Annotated in this window: 20 protein-coding genes; all 20 read right to left on the bottom strand. The window is 32.8% G+C overall.

The genetic code is table 11. The features are described 5' to 3' along the window. Positions 1 to 236: 236 nt before the first annotated feature. Positions 237 to 902 carry an HAD family hydrolase gene (locus CIGN_RS02295; RefSeq protein WP_236844776.1) on the bottom strand — a complete coding sequence of 222 codons (666 nt, stop codon included), beginning with the start codon at positions 900 to 902 and terminating at the stop codon, positions 237 to 239. Continuing rightward, entirely contained in the window at positions 874 to 1,713 is an 840-nt protein-coding gene (locus CIGN_RS02290; RefSeq protein ID WP_086235012.1) for a mechanosensitive ion channel family protein, read from the bottom strand. Before CIGN_RS02290 ends, CIGN_RS02295 begins: the two co-directional genes overlap by 29 nt. 2 nt (positions 1,714 to 1,715) lie before the next feature. Beyond that, complete coding sequence (locus CIGN_RS02285) at positions 1,716 to 2,726, bottom strand: OmpA family protein (RefSeq protein ID WP_086298740.1); 1,011 nt, start codon at positions 2,724 to 2,726, stop codon at positions 1,716 to 1,718. A gap of 414 nt (positions 2,727 to 3,140) precedes the next feature. Continuing rightward, positions 3,141 to 3,530, bottom strand: a complete 390-nt coding sequence (gene rpsI / locus CIGN_RS02280; protein WP_086225465.1) for a 30S ribosomal protein S9 — start codon at positions 3,528 to 3,530, stop codon at positions 3,141 to 3,143. A 2-nt stretch (positions 3,531 to 3,532) separates the two neighbouring features. Beyond that, the gene (gene rplM, locus CIGN_RS02275) at positions 3,533 to 3,958 is read right to left on the bottom strand and encodes a 50S ribosomal protein L13 (RefSeq protein WP_063998780.1); all 426 of its coding nucleotides are present in this window, start codon (positions 3,956 to 3,958) and stop codon (positions 3,533 to 3,535) included. Between the two features lie 86 nt (positions 3,959 to 4,044). After that, positions 4,045 to 6,810: a RecB-like helicase gene (locus CIGN_RS02270; protein WP_086302100.1), complete on the bottom strand. Its 2,766-nt coding sequence runs from the start codon at positions 6,808 to 6,810 to the stop codon at positions 4,045 to 4,047. Next, positions 6,807 to 9,161 carry a PD-(D/E)XK nuclease family protein gene (locus tag CIGN_RS02265; RefSeq protein WP_086302099.1) on the bottom strand — a complete coding sequence of 785 codons (2,355 nt, stop codon included), beginning with the start codon at positions 9,159 to 9,161 and terminating at the stop codon, positions 6,807 to 6,809. Before CIGN_RS02265 ends, CIGN_RS02270 begins: the two co-directional genes overlap by 4 nt. After that, a complete protein-coding gene (locus CIGN_RS02260; RefSeq protein WP_086234037.1) occupies positions 9,151 to 9,684 on the bottom strand; it encodes a hypothetical protein in 534 nt (177 codons plus the stop codon). Before CIGN_RS02260 ends, CIGN_RS02265 begins: the two co-directional genes overlap by 11 nt. A 2-nt stretch (positions 9,685 to 9,686) precedes the next feature. Then, positions 9,687 to 10,289 (bottom strand): hypothetical protein, encoded by a 603-nt coding sequence (locus tag CIGN_RS02255; RefSeq protein WP_179187330.1) that lies wholly within the window; start codon positions 10,287 to 10,289, stop codon positions 9,687 to 9,689. After that, entirely contained in the window at positions 10,286 to 10,387 is a 102-nt protein-coding gene (locus CIGN_RS02250; protein ID WP_086227307.1) for a hypothetical protein, read from the bottom strand. The genes CIGN_RS02255 and CIGN_RS02250 overlap by 4 nt, the downstream gene beginning before the upstream one ends. A 2-nt stretch (positions 10,388 to 10,389) precedes the next feature. Further along, a complete protein-coding gene (locus CIGN_RS02245) occupies positions 10,390 to 10,608 on the bottom strand; it encodes a DUF4006 family protein (protein WP_086225470.1) in 219 nt (72 codons plus the stop codon). A gap of 1 nt (position 10,609) precedes the next feature. After that, on the bottom strand, positions 10,610 to 11,482 hold the full coding sequence (locus tag CIGN_RS02240; protein WP_086227308.1) for a cbb3-type cytochrome c oxidase N-terminal domain-containing protein: 873 nt from the start codon (positions 11,480 to 11,482) through the stop codon (positions 10,610 to 10,612). After that, entirely contained in the window at positions 11,479 to 11,709 is a 231-nt protein-coding gene (locus CIGN_RS02235) for a cytochrome c oxidase, cbb3-type, CcoQ subunit (protein WP_086225472.1), read from the bottom strand. The genes CIGN_RS02240 and CIGN_RS02235 overlap by 4 nt, the downstream gene beginning before the upstream one ends. An 8-nt stretch (positions 11,710 to 11,717) precedes the next feature. Continuing rightward, positions 11,718 to 12,383 carry a cytochrome-c oxidase, cbb3-type subunit II gene (gene ccoO, locus CIGN_RS02230; protein ID WP_086302098.1) on the bottom strand — a complete coding sequence of 222 codons (666 nt, stop codon included), beginning with the start codon at positions 12,381 to 12,383 and terminating at the stop codon, positions 11,718 to 11,720. Between the two features lie 10 nt (positions 12,384 to 12,393). Next, a complete protein-coding gene (ccoN, locus tag CIGN_RS02225; protein ID WP_086267674.1) occupies positions 12,394 to 13,860 on the bottom strand; it encodes a cytochrome-c oxidase, cbb3-type subunit I in 1,467 nt (488 codons plus the stop codon). A 200-nt stretch (positions 13,861 to 14,060) separates the two neighbouring features. Continuing rightward, complete coding sequence (locus CIGN_RS02220; protein WP_086302097.1) at positions 14,061 to 14,747, bottom strand: response regulator transcription factor; 687 nt, start codon at positions 14,745 to 14,747, stop codon at positions 14,061 to 14,063. Continuing rightward, positions 14,740 to 15,936, bottom strand: a complete 1,197-nt coding sequence (locus CIGN_RS02215) for a PAS domain-containing sensor histidine kinase (protein ID WP_181892517.1) — start codon at positions 15,934 to 15,936, stop codon at positions 14,740 to 14,742. The genes CIGN_RS02220 and CIGN_RS02215 overlap by 8 nt, the downstream gene beginning before the upstream one ends. Then, on the bottom strand, positions 15,933 to 16,598 hold the full coding sequence (locus CIGN_RS02210; protein ID WP_086227313.1) for a sulfite exporter TauE/SafE family protein: 666 nt from the start codon (positions 16,596 to 16,598) through the stop codon (positions 15,933 to 15,935). The genes CIGN_RS02215 and CIGN_RS02210 overlap by 4 nt, the downstream gene beginning before the upstream one ends. Further along, on the bottom strand, positions 16,598 to 17,716 hold the full coding sequence (gene carA / locus CIGN_RS02205) for a glutamine-hydrolyzing carbamoyl-phosphate synthase small subunit (protein ID WP_086302095.1): 1,119 nt from the start codon (positions 17,714 to 17,716) through the stop codon (positions 16,598 to 16,600). The genes CIGN_RS02210 and carA overlap by 1 nt, the downstream gene beginning before the upstream one ends. Beyond that, a complete protein-coding gene (locus tag CIGN_RS02200; RefSeq protein ID WP_086229861.1) occupies positions 17,716 to 18,267 on the bottom strand; it encodes a DUF507 family protein in 552 nt (183 codons plus the stop codon). The genes carA and CIGN_RS02200 overlap by 1 nt, the downstream gene beginning before the upstream one ends. Positions 18,268 to 18,314: the final 47 nt, after the last annotated feature.

The following is an 18,314-nucleotide window of genomic DNA, read 5'->3' as shown; positions in this document are numbered from 1 at the left end:
ATAAAAATTTAAGACTTATATTAGTTTAATTATTTTTAACTTAAAGTTAGCAATTATATTATAAAAACTTAAAAAATAAGTTAACTATAAATTTATTTTTATATAAATTATCAGTTATATAAATAATACATAGCTCAAAATATGATTTTTCCATAAAATTAATATATAATTAATTAGAAAAAATTAGCCAAATTTTTTTAGCTAATTTATAAGTTTAAACAAAAAATCAATAAATTTTATGAATTAGATATCTTGATATACTCTACAGCGCTTAAAGTATCTAAGCAGACATAATCACAGATTGATTCTAAATTCTCTCTACTCTCATATCCACAAGTTACGCCAATACTGAAAATACCGGCACTCTTAGCCGCTTTAGCATCCATTGGGGTATCGCCTATCATATAGCTTTTTGAGCTCTTACCGATCGCTTCTAAAGCCTTTAGAATCGGCTCAGGATTTGGCTTTGGATGGGTTACATCATCTCGCCCTATAACAACGCTAAAATATTTTAAAATTCCTAAGTTTTCAAGCAAATTTTTAGAATATAAAGAGGTTTTTGTGGTTACTACTCCTAAATTCGCAAATTCACTAGCCTTGCTAACTGCTTCAAATCCACTGGGCAAAAGAGTGGTTTGTGCTAGGTAGTTTTGCCTATAATCATCTTTGTAAATAGCGATAAAATCAGCTATCAAATGCTCTTTAACTCCAAGTGAGCCAAACATATACTCCAAAGGATGCCCCACTAATGAGCAAATTTGAGCCTTTGTAGGCTCGGTGAGATTATAACTCCTAAAAGCCTTATAAAATCCATTTACAATAGCTTCAGTAGAGTCAATAAGCGTCCCATCAAGATCAAATAAAATAGTAGGCTTATTCATCATCTTCGCTCTCTTTCTCATATATATGATGCGTTACAAGTTGCGGATATGGGATACTAATCCCAGCTTCGTCAAATGCCATTTTAACGCCTTCTAGCATAGCTGACTGCGTGGTGCTATAATTTTCATTAAGCACCCAAAATCTAACTAATATATCAATGCTGTGAGCCCCAAGAGCACTTACTAATACGCTAGGTGCGGGCTCTTTTAGGATTAACTCATTTTGATTTGCGATATTTAAGATTATATCCTTAGCTAATCTTAAATCATCTTTATAATCCACACTAAAAAGTAGCTCAACTCGCCTGGTTGGTGTTAGTGAGAAATTTATAATTTTGCTATTTATGACCTGTTTATTTGGGATAATGACGCTTTTGCCATCGCCAGTTATTAGACATATACTAAACAAATTTAACTCACTCGCTACGCCGTTATATCCACCAATATCGATATTATCCCCTATCCTAAATGGCCTAAAAAATAGAATCAAAATCCCAGCTCCGATATTGCCAAATGAATCTTTAAAGGCCATACCGATACCAAGCCCGATAGCGCCAAGCATCGCTACAAATGAGGTCGTATCGATACCAAGATTTGCTAATGCTGCTACAATGACAATTATCAAAAATATTGTTTTGGATGAATTTATAATAAAACTGGCTATTAATTTATCTATTTTGGCTTTTTGTATGACTCTTTCTATAATAAGGCAAATTCGCCAAACAATCCACTTGCCAATAAAAAATATAAGTAGTGAAAATATAACTCTAAGGCTATATTTAGCACAAAGTGCCAATATAGCCGTATAATCAAAATCGGTGATTATCTGCATAATTAATTACTAAATTTAGCATCAACACGGCGATTTTGTGCTCTACCCTCTTTGGTTTTGTTTGTAGCGATTGGAGATAACTCACCATAGCCTATTGTTTGGATTCTATCTTTGCTTACACCCATATTTATAAGCACATCTGCTACTGCTTTGGCTCTTTTTTCTGATAAAATTTGGTTATATTTTTCTGAACCTGTAGAATCTGTGTGGCCTTCTAATACAACTTTATACTCGCTATTCATATTTAAAACTTTAGCAACTTCTTCTATTTTAGCTACAAATTTTGGGCTTAAAGTTGCGCTATCACTTGCGAAATTAGCATGTAAATTTAATCTAATTAATTTTTGACAGCCATTTTCATCCACCACGGCACCTGCTGGGGTATTAGGGCATCTATCTTTGCTATTTAACACTCCATCATTATCATCATCGCCATCTACTACTTGTGGAGCGATAGGGGCTTCTTGAGTTATGGTAGGCTCGGATTTTTTGGTAGCACCAAAGCTACTAGCAAAACCTAAAGTATATAAAAATGTACTATCTCCTTCTTTGAAGTTAATAGCATCTCTTGCTTCTAATTTGATAGCAAAATTATCCACTACTTTAAATTTAACCCCCAAACCAGCTTGACCAAATCCATCATCATTAGCATCATTTGCCTCTTTACTTAGATCTTGATATCCAGCACCGGCCAAGGCATAAACAGAAAATCTATCAGTTAAAGCAAAATCTTTTACTAAATTTAAATAGTATCTAGCAATTCTTGTATCATAGCCAATTTCTTTGCCATTTTTGTCTTCAAATGTAGCCTTAGGAGTATAATCAAAGCCAAGCTCAATTTGACTAAGCCAAGATAGATCTAAATTTCTACCTAATCTTAGACCAATTAGCTTTTGGTCATCAATACCTTGAGTGCCCTCTGGGTGAGCATATCCACCAACTATGGTTAATTCATATCTATCACTTGCAAATATCGCTGACGCCGCACATAATGCTAAAATGAATTTTTTCATTTTAATTCCTTAAAAGTGTGATTAAATGTAATGATTAATTTAGGAATAATACATTAAATCGCTTTAAAACAATATAAATTTTGTGATTTTGAATGTTTGAGATTTATAAAGATTTGGTTACTCTTTTGGGTGAAAATAACCAAAATGAAATTATCAAATAAAAACTTAATTTATTTTATAATGCGATTTATGGCTTTCGTGATTTATGAAAGTTTAAGAAAAGTAATAAAATGTGGTATCGGAGTTGGATTACAACTCCGAAACTATTACAAAAAGGAGGTTTATCTGTTGGACATCGGAATTATATGTAATCAATCTTAACTTAATAAAAATTTATTATAAATTTTTGCTAAATAAACAAAATTAAATTTAAAAAAGCTCCAAAAGCCAAAAGGCCTTTGGAAATATGAAATATTATCTTTTTGAGAATTGCGGACTTCTTCTTGCTTTTCTGCGGCCATATTTTTTACGCTCTACAACACGGCTATCACGAGTTAGAAGGCCTTGTGGTTTAAGAGCTGCTCTAAATGTTGCGTCGATAGAAGCTAAAGCTCTTGAAATTCCGTGTCTTAAAGCCTCTGCTTGAGCTGAATACCCACCGCCTAAAGTCGTAGCTGTGATATCCATAGAAGTTTCTTGTTTTGTTACTAATAATGGTTGAACTACTTTAAGCTTTATAGCTTCGTGTCCGCCAAGCCAAGTATTTAGATCCATACCATTTACTGTGATTTTGCCGCTACCTGGTTTTACCCAAACTTTAGCAACTGCTGTTTTTCTCTTACCTGTTGCGTATGTTGTTGCCATTATTATTTTCCTTCTTTAGCTATTTGTGCAGTGTGCGGATGCTCACTACCAGCATAGATTTTTAATTTTTTAAGCATCTCTTTGCCTAATTTTGTCTTAGGTAGCATACCACGGACTGCTAATTTATAAAGCTTTTCAGGTTTATTAGCTAGTAAATCACCAAATTTTTCGCTTTTTACGCTACCAAAATAGCCTGAATGTCTGTGATAAAGTTTCTCTTCAGCTTTATTCGCACCTGTGAATTCTGCCTTGCTAGCATTGATGATGATTACATAATCTCCGCAATCAACATTTGGGCTAAATCCTGGCTTATGTTTGCCACGAAGTAGTGTAGCAGCTTCAGTTAGCAATCTACCAAATCTCTTTCCAGAAGCATCAAGAACGATCCAATCACGCTTTACTTCATTTGGCTTTGTTATCTTTGTCATAATCTTGCCTTTTATATAATTAATTTAAGAGATGAAATTATAGCGAGACTAGCTTAAAAATAACTGAATTTAAGAAAATTTTTATATTAGAGCTTTGAAATTTGAATTTTGTCATGTAGTATATAAACTATACTAGCTTTTAGCTTTTTTTGTGGGTAAATTTGAGATAAAATATCTAGATATTCTCTGACTTGCTCTTTATGCTCATCGCTATTTTTAAGAGAGCTTTTATAGTCTATTATCTCGATTTCATCGTTATTTACGCATAATAAATCGATGCGTTTTAACGCCCCATTAAATCCGATATCTTGCTCTTGATATAATCTTTTATCTTTTATAATTTCTAAAAATTGCGGGTTATTTAAAAGCCTATCAACTCTATCTTTAATATCTTTTAAGCCATCTTGGTCGATAAATGCTCCAAATTTATTATACAAGCAATTTTGAGCGATTTTAAGTGAGTTAAAATCAGCAAAATCAATGCTCTCAAGGTAATAATGCAGTGCCTTGCCAAAGTAGATAGAATCCAAATTTAAGCTCTCTTTTGGCTTATCGCTGGTTAAAATCTCTTGTGGCGCAATCTTTTCAAATGGTTTAAGATGGGTTATTTGCGACTTGGGCTCTTGCTTTTTGTCGCTATTTGGTTCGATAATCCCTAATTTGCATTCATCTAAATTTAGATATTCCACCGTTTTGCCATTTGATTCATACTCAGTAAAATATGAGATATTGTTGCCATTTGGATTATCTTTGGCTAAGATTATTAAGCTATGTTTAGCCCTGGTTAATGCTACATAAATTTTATTTATAACCTCTTTTCTATCAAGCTCTTTTTGTCTATCTTGAAGCTTGGTATAATCCGCATCGCCCAAATACTCAAACACCTTATTAGCTAACCTTATATCCCAGCTATTTGTGCCTAGATTATACTCCATTAAAAATTTATCTTTTTGGCTATTTTCTTTTCCTATATAATCAAGCACGATGACATGGTCAAATTGCAGCCCTTTGCTCTTATGAACGGTCATTATCGTTATGCCTTTTTGGCTATTTTTAGCGCTAGTTGTCTGGTCGTTATCGATATTAAAAGCAAAGTCATATATATCGCTATATTTGCTACTAATCTCATATAGTTTCAATAAATCAATATCGCAAGGCTCAAGCTCAAGGTATTTAGCGATGAATTTAAGAGTTTGAGCTACGCTAGCATCGCTTTTTAACTCTAGTTTGGCTTTTTTGGTTTTAGTTATCTCATATTGGGCGTTTAGATATATCCTATCACCAAAAATAGAGTATTTCAAAAATGCCACCACCGCCGCTACATTGGCACTTTTGATAAGATTATTTGTAGTTTGGGTAGATACTTCTAAGCCTTTATCTTCTAAATAGTCTTTGATATTATAAATATCACTATTTTTCCAACAAAGTATCGCCATATCTTTATGTTCTATGCGGTTATCTTCGAGTTTTTTTATGCTATCATAAATCGCCTCTAAATATTTTTCTCTATCAAATTTAATAACCCTCACATAGCCATTTTCTTTGCTATTTGGAATTTGGTCTATGTAGTGTGGATATTTGTCTTTAAATCTATTATTTACATATTCTACTATCTCTTTATCACTGCGATAATTTTTATCTAGGCTTTGAGCTTTTATCTGTGAAAAATCCTCTTTGAGCTTATTAAATAGCTCACTTTGACCCCCACGAAATCTATAAATACTCTGCTTTATATCACCAACATAAAAAAAGCTCCCAAGACCGCTTTGACCTATGCCAGAGAGACTTTCAGCTATGAGTGGTTCTAGTATCTCATACTGCTTGATATCAGTATCTTGAAACTCATCAATCAAAATATGCCTAATCTTAGCATCAAGGCGAAAATATAGCATATCGATATTTTGCTTGTTTTTGCTAGTTAGAAGCTCATTAACCCAATTTGTGATATCGGCAAAACTTAGGCTATTTTCACGGCGATTTACATTGGCAATTGCCTTTTTATAGAGATCCACAAAATATGAAATTTGAGATATTTCATATTTCTCAAGAGCTATATAATACTCTTTTAGAGCACTTATAAACTCATCTCTAGCGGCGTTAAATTCGGCGTTGTCTTTCACTTTATCAAAATATTTTTTTTTCATATCTTTATCTTTTACAACCGCTTTTTCAACTATCTCGTTTAAGCTTAAATTTTTATTAAAATTCTTCACATAATTACCATCACTACTCAATTTTAATGCCACATCACATAGGGCATTATATCTATCCATTGCGTTTTTAGGGTTTGGCCATGGAGCATCGAATTTATCAAATTTAGTTTGTGAGAGTAGAGCGAGCTTTTCAAAAAGGGCATTTTCTTTGCTATTTGTATAATATAGATATTTTGCTACTTTACTCATCATTGAATTTGAGTTTAAGAGCCTTTTAAACTCATTTTTAACCTCAATGCTATTATCATTAAGAGAGTTAAAATCTGGCATAAGACCTAAATTTAAGCTAAACTGCCTAAGAATCGTAGCAAAAAAGGAGTCAAATGTAGATATCTTTAACTCACTTGATAAAAAATCAGCCATAAATTTATCTCTAAGTGCCAAAATCTCTTCTTTTGATTTACCTAAAAGCTCACAAATCGCATTTCTCTCGCCATCGCACTCGCTTGAATCTAAATTACAAAATGTATCTGTGATCCTGTGCTTCATCTCGTTTGCGGCTTTGTTTGTGAATGTTAGGGCTAGGATTTTTCTTGGGTGATTGCCTTTTAATAATAGAGCGATATAGCGAACTGATAGAGCAAATGTCTTGCCACTTCCCGCACTCGCTTCTAAGCACAAATAATTTTCAAATTTCATCTTAATCCCCTTAAACACAGAGATTCATACGGGCATATATCGCAATGATTTGTATTTTGATCAAAATTAATTTGGGTATTATTTTCATTTTTTAACTCATCTAAAGCTTCGATTAATTTATCCATGTCGGCTTTGCTATTGGTAAATTTATTATCATCAAATGAGTAGAAATATCCCTTGGCGGTTTTATCAAATTTCGCTTGATATAAAAGCTCATAAAATACTAGCTGCAAGGACTTTTCATCTGCTTTTCCACTCTTATAATCAATAAGCCAAATATCATCACCATTGATATCTACTCTATCAATCTTGCCTTTGATAGGAATACCATCAAACTGGGTTTCAATCTCCATCTCGCATTTGCTAACGCTAAATCCATCTTTGAAATGGCTATTTTGACTAGATGCGAACTCATCAAGTTTTAGCTTGAAAATCTCGCTTTTTAGCGTGCTCTCTTTTTGATATTTGTTATATATCTGTAAAAACTCGCTTTTATCAAATTCATATTTCGATTGGGTGAAATACTCTTCTAAAGCTTTATGTATCAAATTACCAAAATCTAGCGCATCTCTATCATCAAATCTAGACTCTTCAATATTTTTGATATATTTATAATAATACCGCCTTTTACATTTAAGATAGGTATCTAAGCGAGTAAATGAAAGAGGCCAAGCAAAAAAATCGTGAGTTTCTACAATATCTCTAGGCGTCAAATCAATGGTGATTCCGCCTTGACGCAAGGCGTTTTCATATGAAATTTGCGAAATTTCAATCTTCTTAACGCCCTCAAAATCCTTAATAAATCTAGATACGATATTCTCATCATTTTCAACATAGCTGATAGATACCCTTTTGGCTCTATTTATCAAGCTTTCGTAGTAAAATCTCTGTAAATTCTCCCTATCGCTATGACTGATTAAACCAGCATTTTTTCTCACTACTGAGCTTAGAAACATCTCTTTTTGGCTTCTTTTAGGCACTAAAGAGTCATTAAAATCTACAATTACAATCCCATCATAAGCTCTAGAACGACTCTCTAAAACACCCATTACAGTAACTAATCCACCACCAGTCATACTCTCTTTTTTATTGGCAAAATTTAACAAAAATAGCTCAAGAAGTTCACTAAATTTAAGTTCAATCTCTCTTAAAAGATTTTTAATATTAAAAAGCTCAGTTTCTATAAACTCAGCAATTTCAGTGCTTTTTTTGATATCACTTAGTAGCAACTTCATAACGCTCTCAAAGCTTTCAAAACTCACTTTTGAATAAAATATTTCTTTAATATGATTATAAATTTGGGTTGATAAATTAAAGCTATTTAGCGTAGCAAGTATTTGATTTGGACTTTGTGTCTCTTTTATATAATTTGGGTTAAATTTATAATCAAGCTCTTGAATAATGGCTTCTTTTAAAGAGTGTAAAAATATACAAATTGGATCATTGCGTAGGCTTTTACCCATAGCATAATTTAACATATTATTTTCATCTAGATTTTGCAACACCTCTGCAAAGCTCTCATCAGGTAAAATTACAGCGATATTTTGCGGATTAATTCCGCTTCTAACCATCTTAGAAATCTCATCAAAAACAAAGGCCGCTTGTAAGCTACGAAGAGAAAATCCCATAATATTTATATTTGGGTTTTGGTTTAGTTTGGTCTTGCTTTCTATGGATTTATCGCTTAAATTTAGCTTATAGTTATGGCTGGTTTTGAAATTTAAATTTGTAAAATTTTTTATCTTTTCTATCGTTTTTTGGTTAAATTTACTACAATCTACACTTAAAATCAACTGAGTTTGCTTAGCGATTTTGGTTAAAATCTCCCACTCTAATGAGGTTAAAATCCCATCAAGCCTAAACTCAATCCTATCAAAATTGCTAATAAAATTTGAGTTTATTTCATAACATTCACTAAGTGTAATATCATCGTATATATTTGATGAATTTAGACTATCTTTATAAATTTTCCCTAAATTATCTAAAATTGTTAAATGTTCATCATAGCTAGCATAAGTATCAGCACTACTTAAATTAGCTACGGTACACTTTTCTCGGCTAAGCTCCTTAAAAAATGAGAATAAATAGTGCGAATTTTTAAGAAAAATTAAAAATTCATTTTTTATATTTAAAATTTTGGAGATATTCTCTACTCTAGCTACAGCATTACGCATATGCAGCAAGCACTCAATATCGCTAGCACGGCGTTTATTTGGCACATATGTAACCTCTTCAAAAAACTCAGCCGTACTAATAGCCTTTGGTAGAAGCGAATTTAAACTTAGCTTACTAGCATAAAAATCTCGCACATTCCTAGAAGTACTAAAGACAAAAAGCGATCTATTTTGCATATAACTCTACTTGATAAAATCCAGTTTTATTATCATCAACTATAATCTTGGCTTTAATCTGCCATCTACCTGCTTTGGTTAAATTTAGATCATTTATAGCCAACTTGCCATTAATATTTTGCCCATTTAGCTCTCTATCAAATTCACTGCTATCTGGACGAGTTAGCAATATCTTAGAGCTATATTTAGTAGCATTTGTATCAAATTTGATATTAAAGTTTTGATTTAATGGGACTATTGTAGCAGTTTTACCTTTGCGAAGTTTTTGAATTTCATTTGGCAATATCTTGGTGTTTAGCTCAATTTGCGGAGTTGTATTAAAACTAAATTCACGATTAAAATTTGCTTGAGCTGCTTGAATTTCATTAAAATTATTATCAACTTTTTGATATTTATCAAAGTAATAATCATCCATATGCACAGGATAATCAAGCGAATAATATATAGTGTAAGCACATGAACATACTATGGCAAATATAGAGATTACAATCCCGTATGGCCAAAATGTTTTACGATTTTGCATTATTAACCCTTATTAAATTTACGAAAAATTAAAACAATAATCACAAGAATAATTGAACCATATATTAGATATCTAAAGATATTTATAGTATCTCTATTTTGTGAGCCTATTGAATTTTCTAAAATAATATTTTTGCTAGCTGCTATTTGATCGGCTATATCAGCATAACCATTTAGCATAGAGGAATTATAGATATCTTTACCTTTATTTTGTGTTAATAGTGGAATTATTGAACCAGTTTGTGGAAATGGGCTTAATACTGCCTCTTTATCAAAAAGCATTAAAGCATCATGTGAAGCAAATATATCAAGCTGACCAGCCTTGCTAGAAAAATCCTTAGGAATAATAGCTAAAACAACATATGGTGCTTGAAGTGTTTTAATATGGGAACTAGCTATATCTTTTAAATTTATCCCTTTTATATTCTCTGCAGTCAATAGATCTAGACTAACTCCAGTTTTGCTCTTAAGTTCTTTACCGATTGAATTTAGCTTAATCTCCACAGCCTCACTGATAATATTAGCATTATCAATTACAGCTCCATACGCACATATATTAAGCAAAGCGGCAATAAAGCCGCTTTTAAGAATATTAAATACTCTCATCCGATGAAAAGACTATTTGGTGTAAGCACTGACCAAGCAGTTATAGCCGCAGCAATCACAAGTCCAATTACAATCAATGATTCTAATAGATTAGACATATTTACTCCTTAATTACCATAACTTCAGCAGCTTTTTCAACACTACTTTTCATCTCTACAGATGTAGGATTTACTAGTTTATATGGCTTTTGCATTACATCTTGCTGAGCCGCTATACCTAGATATGTAAGTACAACTAATATAGATAGCAAAAGAGCAGTAGCAATCAGCATACCAGTAACTCCGCTTAATGAAAATACAGATCTATTTGTGTTTTCCATATTATTCTCCTTTTGAAAGCGAAATTATATATTCGCCAACAGCTTTTTCTTGAGTAGGATTAATAAGTCCTGTGCCAGTAAATTTAGGCATATGGCCAATATCCCCTGTTTTGCCACGAGCTAAAACCTCTACTACAAAATCACTTGAGCCATATTTAGTAAGATCTGGAGCCATTCCATCCATACCTTTGCCATCTTCACCATGGCAAGCCGCACAAGTAGCCCACGCTGCACGACCAGCTTCTACTAAGTCTTCATTTACTGTAGATTTAATAGCTGATATCTCTTTAGCAGTAAATGCTGCTAGTGCTTTAGCAGTAGCTTCATCAATACCATTATCAGCTGCACTTAACATATCGCCAAGCGGGTATCCTAAGCCTTTTGAACCTTTGATGATAACATCATAAATTCCTTTTTCGCTACCCCACTCTATTAGGTTAGCTGCTTTACCATTAATACCATCACCTGTGATTCCATGACATGAGGCACATTGAACCAAAAATACTTGCTCGCCAATTGCTTTTAACTCATCTTGAGTAGCATTTTGGAATTTAGCTTGGAAGCTTGCGTTATATTTTTTGACCTCTTCATTATACTCACCAATTTGTGAATATGAATTTAAAGGATATCCAGCTAGAAAATACCAAATTGCCCATACTATAGTAAGAACAAATACAACAGCCCAACCAAATGGAAGCGGATTTTTATATTCACCAATTCCATCCCAGTTATGCTCACTTAGCTCACCGCCCTCTTTTTTCACTTTCATCAGTTTAAATAGCCTACCTACGACAACTAATGTCAACAATACGATGGCTATAGCACCAAGAATAGAAAGCGAATTTACACTGTCTTCTAGATTAAACCATTTCATTTTTTAACGCTCCTATTAGTATCTTTGCTAGAAGTAGAGACACTCTCAAGAATTTCATCTTGCAAATCATCATTCAAGGCTAAATTTGAGTATTTTTCATAATCTCTTCTACCAGTTTTTTCTGATTTTTTTAGATGAAACCAATAGCTATATAGTATAACTACCATAGCTATTAACATTATATAAAAGCCATAAGCTTGAATCTCTCTCATAGTCTCTACACTCATAACAAACCTTATTTTAAGCTATTTAAATATGCAATCAATGCAACTATTTGGCGGATTTCGCCTCTAGCAAATGCATCTTTTACATCTTGATCTTTCATCTGGCTTACGATAGCCTCCGCTTCTGCTCTTACCTCTGCTTGAGCCTCTTCCCAGCTACCTAGCTTTGGCATTCCTTCCATATCATAAGGAACATTAAATACTTTTTTAACTGTAACAGCTTCAGCATAAGCAGTCTCTATGTCTGCATTTTTATTAAACATATGAGCATAAGCAGGCATAATAGATCCTGGAACTACGCTTACTGGATCTTTCATATGATTTTCATGCCAGTCAACACTTCTATAATTACCAATTCTAGCTAGATCTGGACCAGTTCTTTTTGATCCCCATAAAAATGGTCTATCATAAGCAAATTCACCACTTACTGAATACATGCCATATCTATCTGTTTCAGATTTAAATGGTCGAATTAGCTGAGAGTGACAAGCATTACAGCTATCAGATATATATACATGGCGACCAGCTAATTGTAATACTGTATATGGTTTTTTGTGTTCTACAGGTCTAGCACGATCAGCAAAATCTGGCAAAATCTCGACAACACCAGCATATGCTATAAAGATAAACACAAATACCGCAAAAAAGAATGGATTTTTCTCTAACCAACTAAACATACATCCCTCCTTACGCAGCCATTGGTGAAGCACTTACTGGCTCACGATCTATAGGCTTACTTGATGAGATAGATTTCATAATATTGTAAGCAAACATAAAGAAACCGATTAGATATAATAAACCACCGATAGCTCTAATCCAATAGTATGGGATAAGAACAGTAACTGTATCTATAAATGAATAAGCAAGGTTACCATATTCATCTGTAGCTCTCCACATCATACCTTGTGTGATACCAGCGATCCACATAGATGCAAAGTATAGTACGATACCTGTAGTTTGGATCCAAAATTGTGCTTCCATTAGAGATTTGCTATATAATTCACGCTTAAAGACCCGTGGAGTCATATGGTATAGTGCAGCCATAGTCATAAATCCAACCCAGCCTAAAGTACCATCATGAACGTGTCCAGGAATCCAATCTGTAAAGTGCGCTAGAGCATTTACTGATTTTATTGAAAGAATTGGTCCTTCTAAAGTAGAGAACATATAGAATGTAGAGGCTAATACCATAAATTTAATTAGTGGATTATCTCTTAATTGTCCCCATTCGCCTTTCATTGTTAAAAGCATATTGATAGCAGAACCCCAACTAGGTAAGATAAGAACTATAGAAAATATTGATCCCATAGTCTGCATCCAATCTGGAACAGTAGAATAAATAAGGTGGTGACCACCAGCCCAAAGATATACAAACATTAAACCCCAAAATGAGAATAGAGATAACTTATATGAAAAGATTGGCTGACCACTCTCTTTTGGTAGGAAGTAATAAATTTGAGCAATAATTGCAACTGTAAATACAAACGCAACCGCATTGTGTCCAAACCACCATTGAACTAGCGCATCATTTGTACCTGCATACATAGATACAGAGTGGATCCAACTACCCATACCAGATACTAGACGTGTAGGTACTTCCATATTGTTAAATAGATATAGCATAGCTACGCCAAGGAATGTAGCAATGTAATACCATAAAGAGATATATAGAGTTTTTTCACGGCGGATTCCAATTAATCCAAATATACTAACACCCCATAAAACCCACACAACAACAACTATAATATCAATTGGCCACTCAAGCTCTGCGTACTCTTTAGATGTAGAAACACCAGCAAAAAGAGTTACAACAGCTAAAGCTATAACCAATACATATAGCCAGAAGTGAAGCTTACCTATGAACATTAGAAATTTAGATTCGCTCATAGATACTTTAAGCACTCTTTGTCCAATATAATACCAGGTAGCAAAAATACCTGACAACATAAATCCGTAAATCACACCGTTTGTGTGAAGTGGTCTAAGACGGCTAAATGTTCCATATTCACCAGCTAGATAGTTAAGGTCTGGGTAAGCCATTTGAAAAGCTATCAAAGTACCGATACCCATACCAACTATACCAAAGATAATAGTGGTAAACATGAAGTACTTAGCGACTGTATAGTCGTAGTTCAATGCATTACTTGGCTGCATTAAAAGTCCTCCTGTAAAGTTTGTTATCTTTTTGAAAAAAATACTTTTAATTATATGGTAAATAAAATATAAATTAACTTAAAATAATGAAAAAATATCAAAAATTAATTTAAAAGATTTTAAAAAGAGTATAAAAGTATGGAGTTACCATACTTTAAAGCAACTCCGATAATTTTAAAATTTTAGATAGTTTTACAAAGTTACTCATCTTTGGTAGTGATTTTATAGCCAAGACCTGGGATATTCTTAATTAAATTCGCTCCAACTTTATCACGAATTCTTTTTATAAAGGTTCTAATAGCTGCATCACTTACCTTCTCTCCTGTCCAGACGCTTTGTTTAATCTCTTCGTGTAAGACTAATGTATCAATCCTTTGAGCTAAAATCGCTACAAATGCTAGCTCTTTTTTAGTCAGCCCAATCTCCTCACCAGCACTATTTATTAGAACTCTTTTGGTTTTATTAAATTTAAATCCATTTCCAATCTCTATCTCAGATGCTACGCCAATTTTCTCTTTAGCAAGCTTACAAATAGCATCAAATAACTCTTCGATATCAATTGGTTTAATTAAATATTTATCAATTCCTACATCAATCGCACTTAGCAATCTCTCCTTTTGGCTAAAGGCACTTAGTACCATAACAGGTGTAAATCTAGATATGCACTTAATCTCTTTAGCCATCTCTAAACCATCCATTATAGGCATTATAATATCTGTAATAACCAAATCTGGATTATATTTTTTAAATTTTTTTAGCCCTTCATCGCCATTTCCAGCTACAATTACCTTTTTAAAAACATCCTCCATGACATTAGCTATTGAAGTTCTTATTTTCTCCTCATCTTCGACAAACAAAATAGTTAGGTTTTTTAGTATATCATTCATCATTATCTCCGTTTAATGGTATTTTAATTTCAAAGCAAGCGCCATTTTCAAGGTTGCTTACACTAATTTGACCTTGTAATTTGCTCACAATTCTCCTAACAATATATAACCCCAAACCTGTTCCTACATTTGGGTGCTTGGTAGTAAAATATGGATCAAATAACTTATCACTCACACTATCTTCTATCCCACCAGCATTATCAAAAATCGTGATTATAGCATATTTGATCTGTTGATTTGTATCATTTTGAATATATGCTCTTACATTTACTCTCTTATCTTTTATATTATGCTGAAAAAAAGCATCTTTTGAATTTGAAAATAGATTTATAAATATCTGAGCCATCTCATTTTGACGCCCTACTATATAGATATTATCATCTATATCTATCTCGAGTTTTATAGATGCATTTTTAAAAGTATTCTCTAGCATTAAAATCGCATCTTGAGCAGCATCTTTAAGAGAAAATCTTTCATCATCACCATTATTAGTAAAAAAATTTCTAAAGTTATCAATAATACTACTCATTCCTTTAATCACAGCCTTTGAATGCTCATAAATCTCAATAAATTGTGAGCTTGGTTCTTTAGTGCTTTGTTTGAGTTTATATAAATTTATACTTAACTCATGTAAAGGTTGACGCCACTGATGTGAAATATTAGCCAGCATTTCACCCATATTAGCTAGGCGGCTTTGCTGAAACATTAACTTACTTTGTTCTTCATTTTTAGCCACCTCAATTGCTACACGCTCTTCTAGTTCTCTATTTAGTTCAACTAATTTTTTAGTCTTACGCAAATCATTTTGCGCCCTCATAAGCCTTTCATTTAACTCAATCATCTCAGTAATATCATAACGAATCGCCACAAATTCCTCAATTTCATTATTATCATCTAAAATCGGGATAATCGTAGTATTTAGATAAACAGCTTTGCCATCTTTGGTTCTATTTTTAATCAATCCTTTGTAAATTTTTTTATTTAAAATCGTCTCCCAAAGATGTTTAAAATACTCAGCCGGCACATCTGGATGACGAACGATATTATGCGATTGTCCGATTAACTCATCTCTTAAATAGCCACTAATTTTACAAAACTCATCATTAACAAAAGTTATAATCCCATTTATATCAGTTTTTGATACGATATTGCTCTCATCAATGGCTCTTTGATATTGTCGTAATTTCATTTTAAAACCATAAATCCTAAATATAAAAGATAAATTCCATACCCAAGCATAATCAAAAATGAAGCTAAATTTATATAATTTTTAAATTTATTACTCAAAGTTGATAAAATCCATCCCGATCCCATCATTACCGGAATTGTACTAAGACCAAAAATAGCCATAATAATCGCCCCATTTACCAAAGACCCACTTCCAAGAGACATAGCTAAAAAATAATATACAACCCCACAAGGTAAAAGTCCATTTAAAAAACCTAAGATTAAAAATGAGATAGTACTATTTTTTTGTCTAAATTTACCAAGTAACGGTATAATCAATGAACTTAATTTTTGATTTTCAATACAAGAAAGGAGTTTACCTCTTTTAAAAATACCAAAAGCCAAAATAATTAAAACTACTCCAGCAAAAAATATAAGCAAACCCTTGCTAACACCGCTAAAGATAACTGCTGAGCCAAAAAGTCCAAAAAAAATACCCAAAATTACATAAGCTAAAACCCTACTAAGGTGATAACCTAAAGATAAAATTAGTCTAGTTGTTCTATCTTTTTGACTAAGCTTTACAGCACAAGCTACCACAAACCCGCCACACATACCAATGCAGTGCGAAAGGCTAAAACCAACCGCAAGTGTAATAGTAGCAAGGATGGTAGTAAGCTCCATTATAGAATTTCTATAAATTTCTTAAATATATATTTGCTCTCATTTGGGCCGCTGCTTGCTTCTGGGTGATGCTGAACTGAAAATACTTTTCCACTATTATAACATACCCCTTCAATAGTATTATCAAAAAGATTTCTATGGGTAATTGTAGCTACTTCGCAGATATTCTCTGGAACATTATAGTTATGATTTTGCGCTGTAATCTCTATACTTTTTGTCTCTAAATTTTGAACTGGATGATTGGCTCCATGCTGACCAAATTTAAGTTTATAAGTCTCATAACCATAAGCATTTGAAAGCAACTGATGACCAAGACAGATACCAAACATCGGAATATTAGCTGCTATTAGTTTTTTAATCTGAGCAATCTCATTAACTAGCATTCTAGGCTCACCAGGACCATTACTTAGAAATACTCCATGAATTTGACCTTTATTAAATTTGTCAATTAAAACTTCACCTTGTACATCGTGCGGATATACTTCAAGTTCAAGACCAACACTACAAAGCTCATTTAATATATTTCTTTTAACACCATAATCAATAACGGCAACTCTTTTACCAATTGAATTTACACTACCATAAGCTTGGTTTTTATGCTCCCATCTTGAAGCAGTGTGAATATATGGCTTTTTTGTGCTTACGATACTTACGTAATTTATCTCATCGATTCTAGCACTACTTTCTAAAGCTTTTTTAAGCTCATCTTTATCACTAATCTCAGTTGAGACATATACTCTTAAATTTCCACTATCTCTTAACATCTTAGTTAAATATCTTGTATCTATATCATACACACCAAATTTGCCTTGGTCGTAAAAAAACTTTTCAATATTTTGTGTTGATCTAAAATTACTTGGATTGGCATTAAAATTACGCATAAATACGCCACTTGCGTGAATTTTACTACTTTCTGTATCATCATCATTTATACCTACAATCCCAATTTCAGGCATAGTAAATACAATAAACTGTCCAGCATAACTAGGATCTGTAATAATCTCTTCATAGCCAGTCAAAGATGTATTAAACACAAGCTCGCCAAAAGCACTCCCACCCTTACCAAAAGCCTTAGCTTCTAAATAAACACCATTTTCTAAATAAATATATGCCTTCATTATATCATTCCTCTTTTGCTAAGCTCTTCTTCATAGAGTCTTTCAAATATCAAATCATACTCCTCAGTGCCTGGTATTAGCTTTTTCTTATAGTTTTCTAATCTATCTGCTACGCTATCTTCGATAGCTTCATACTGTTTTAAATAGCTCTCTATTGCGCCATAGATCAAATTTTTAACCCTATTTTCTGAAACGCTATAATCGATTAAATTTTCTCTCCATAATCTTTGTAAAATCTCATGCGATAGACTACTATAACGGTCATCATATGAGAGCATTACTCCAAACTCTTTGGCTAATTTTTTCTTAATCAACCAAAACATATTCTTGCGATCAATTTGCATAAAATCGATCTCATTCTCATTTTGTTCCAAAAGCTCTTTTACACGCTCTTCTAGGGCTCTTTCCTTATTTATATCAGCACAAAGAATCTCCCGAGCAACGGCGGTTATAGGCTCTGTACCGCTTTTGAATTTAACAAAACCAGAGCCTAAGAGATCAGTTGTAATCTTTCTTGCTATATATGGAGCATGTGGAAGTTTAATACGCATTTAAATGACCTTTATAAATTTTTGACTAATTTTATCAAAAAAATATA

Origin of the sequence: Campylobacter devanensis (genome assembly GCF_002139915.1) — a bacterium.
Lineage (GTDB): Bacteria > Campylobacterota > Campylobacteria > Campylobacterales > Campylobacteraceae > Campylobacter > Campylobacter devanensis.
This window is presented reverse-complemented; position numbering and strand designations above follow the sequence as displayed.

Excerpts from the sequence above, each read along its gene's own strand:
- CIGN_RS02245 (WP_086225470.1), bottom strand. The coding sequence starts at position 10,608 with ATGGAAAACACAAATAGATCTGTATTTTCATTAAGCGGAGTTACTGGT.
- CIGN_RS02290 (WP_086235012.1), bottom strand. The coding sequence starts at position 1,713 with ATGCAGATAATCACCGATTTTGATTATACGGCTATATTGGCACTTTGT.
- CIGN_RS02210 (WP_086227313.1), bottom strand. The coding sequence starts at position 16,598 with ATGGAGCTTACTACCATCCTTGCTACTATTACACTTGCGGTTGGTTTT.
- CIGN_RS02265 (WP_086302099.1), bottom strand. The coding sequence starts at position 9,161 with ATGCAAAATAGATCGCTTTTTGTCTTTAGTACTTCTAGGAATGTGCGA.
- CIGN_RS02235 (WP_086225472.1), bottom strand. The coding sequence starts at position 11,709 with ATGAGTGTAGAGACTATGAGAGAGATTCAAGCTTATGGCTTTTATATA.
- CIGN_RS02240 (WP_086227308.1), bottom strand. The coding sequence starts at position 11,482 with ATGAAATGGTTTAATCTAGAAGACAGTGTAAATTCGCTTTCTATTCTT.
- CIGN_RS02255 (WP_179187330.1), bottom strand. The coding sequence starts at position 10,289 with ATGAGAGTATTTAATATTCTTAAAAGCGGCTTTATTGCCGCTTTGCTT.
- CIGN_RS02215 (WP_181892517.1), bottom strand. The coding sequence starts at position 15,936 with ATGAAATTACGACAATATCAAAGAGCCATTGATGAGAGCAATATCGTA.
- ccoN (WP_086267674.1), bottom strand. The coding sequence starts at position 13,860 with ATGCAGCCAAGTAATGCATTGAACTACGACTATACAGTCGCTAAGTAC.
- CIGN_RS02220 (WP_086302097.1), bottom strand. The coding sequence starts at position 14,747 with ATGAATGATATACTAAAAAACCTAACTATTTTGTTTGTCGAAGATGAG.
- CIGN_RS02295 (WP_236844776.1), bottom strand. The coding sequence starts at position 902 with ATGAGAAAGAGAGCGAAGATGATGAATAAGCCTACTATTTTATTTGAT.
- CIGN_RS02200 (WP_086229861.1), bottom strand. The coding sequence starts at position 18,267 with ATGCGTATTAAACTTCCACATGCTCCATATATAGCAAGAAAGATTACA.
- rpsI (WP_086225465.1), bottom strand. The coding sequence starts at position 3,530 with ATGGCAACAACATACGCAACAGGTAAGAGAAAAACAGCAGTTGCTAAA.
- carA (WP_086302095.1), bottom strand. The coding sequence starts at position 17,716 with ATGAAGGCATATATTTATTTAGAAAATGGTGTTTATTTAGAAGCTAAG.
- CIGN_RS02285 (WP_086298740.1), bottom strand. The coding sequence starts at position 2,726 with ATGAAAAAATTCATTTTAGCATTATGTGCGGCGTCAGCGATATTTGCA.
- CIGN_RS02250 (WP_086227307.1), bottom strand. The coding sequence starts at position 10,387 with ATGTCTAATCTATTAGAATCATTGATTGTAATTGGACTTGTGATTGCT.
- CIGN_RS02270 (WP_086302100.1), bottom strand. The coding sequence starts at position 6,810 with ATGAAATTTGAAAATTATTTGTGCTTAGAAGCGAGTGCGGGAAGTGGC.
- rplM (WP_063998780.1), bottom strand. The coding sequence starts at position 3,958 with ATGACAAAGATAACAAAGCCAAATGAAGTAAAGCGTGATTGGATCGTT.
- ccoO (WP_086302098.1), bottom strand. The coding sequence starts at position 12,383 with ATGTTTAGTTGGTTAGAGAAAAATCCATTCTTTTTTGCGGTATTTGTG.
- CIGN_RS02260 (WP_086234037.1), bottom strand. The coding sequence starts at position 9,684 with ATGCAAAATCGTAAAACATTTTGGCCATACGGGATTGTAATCTCTATA.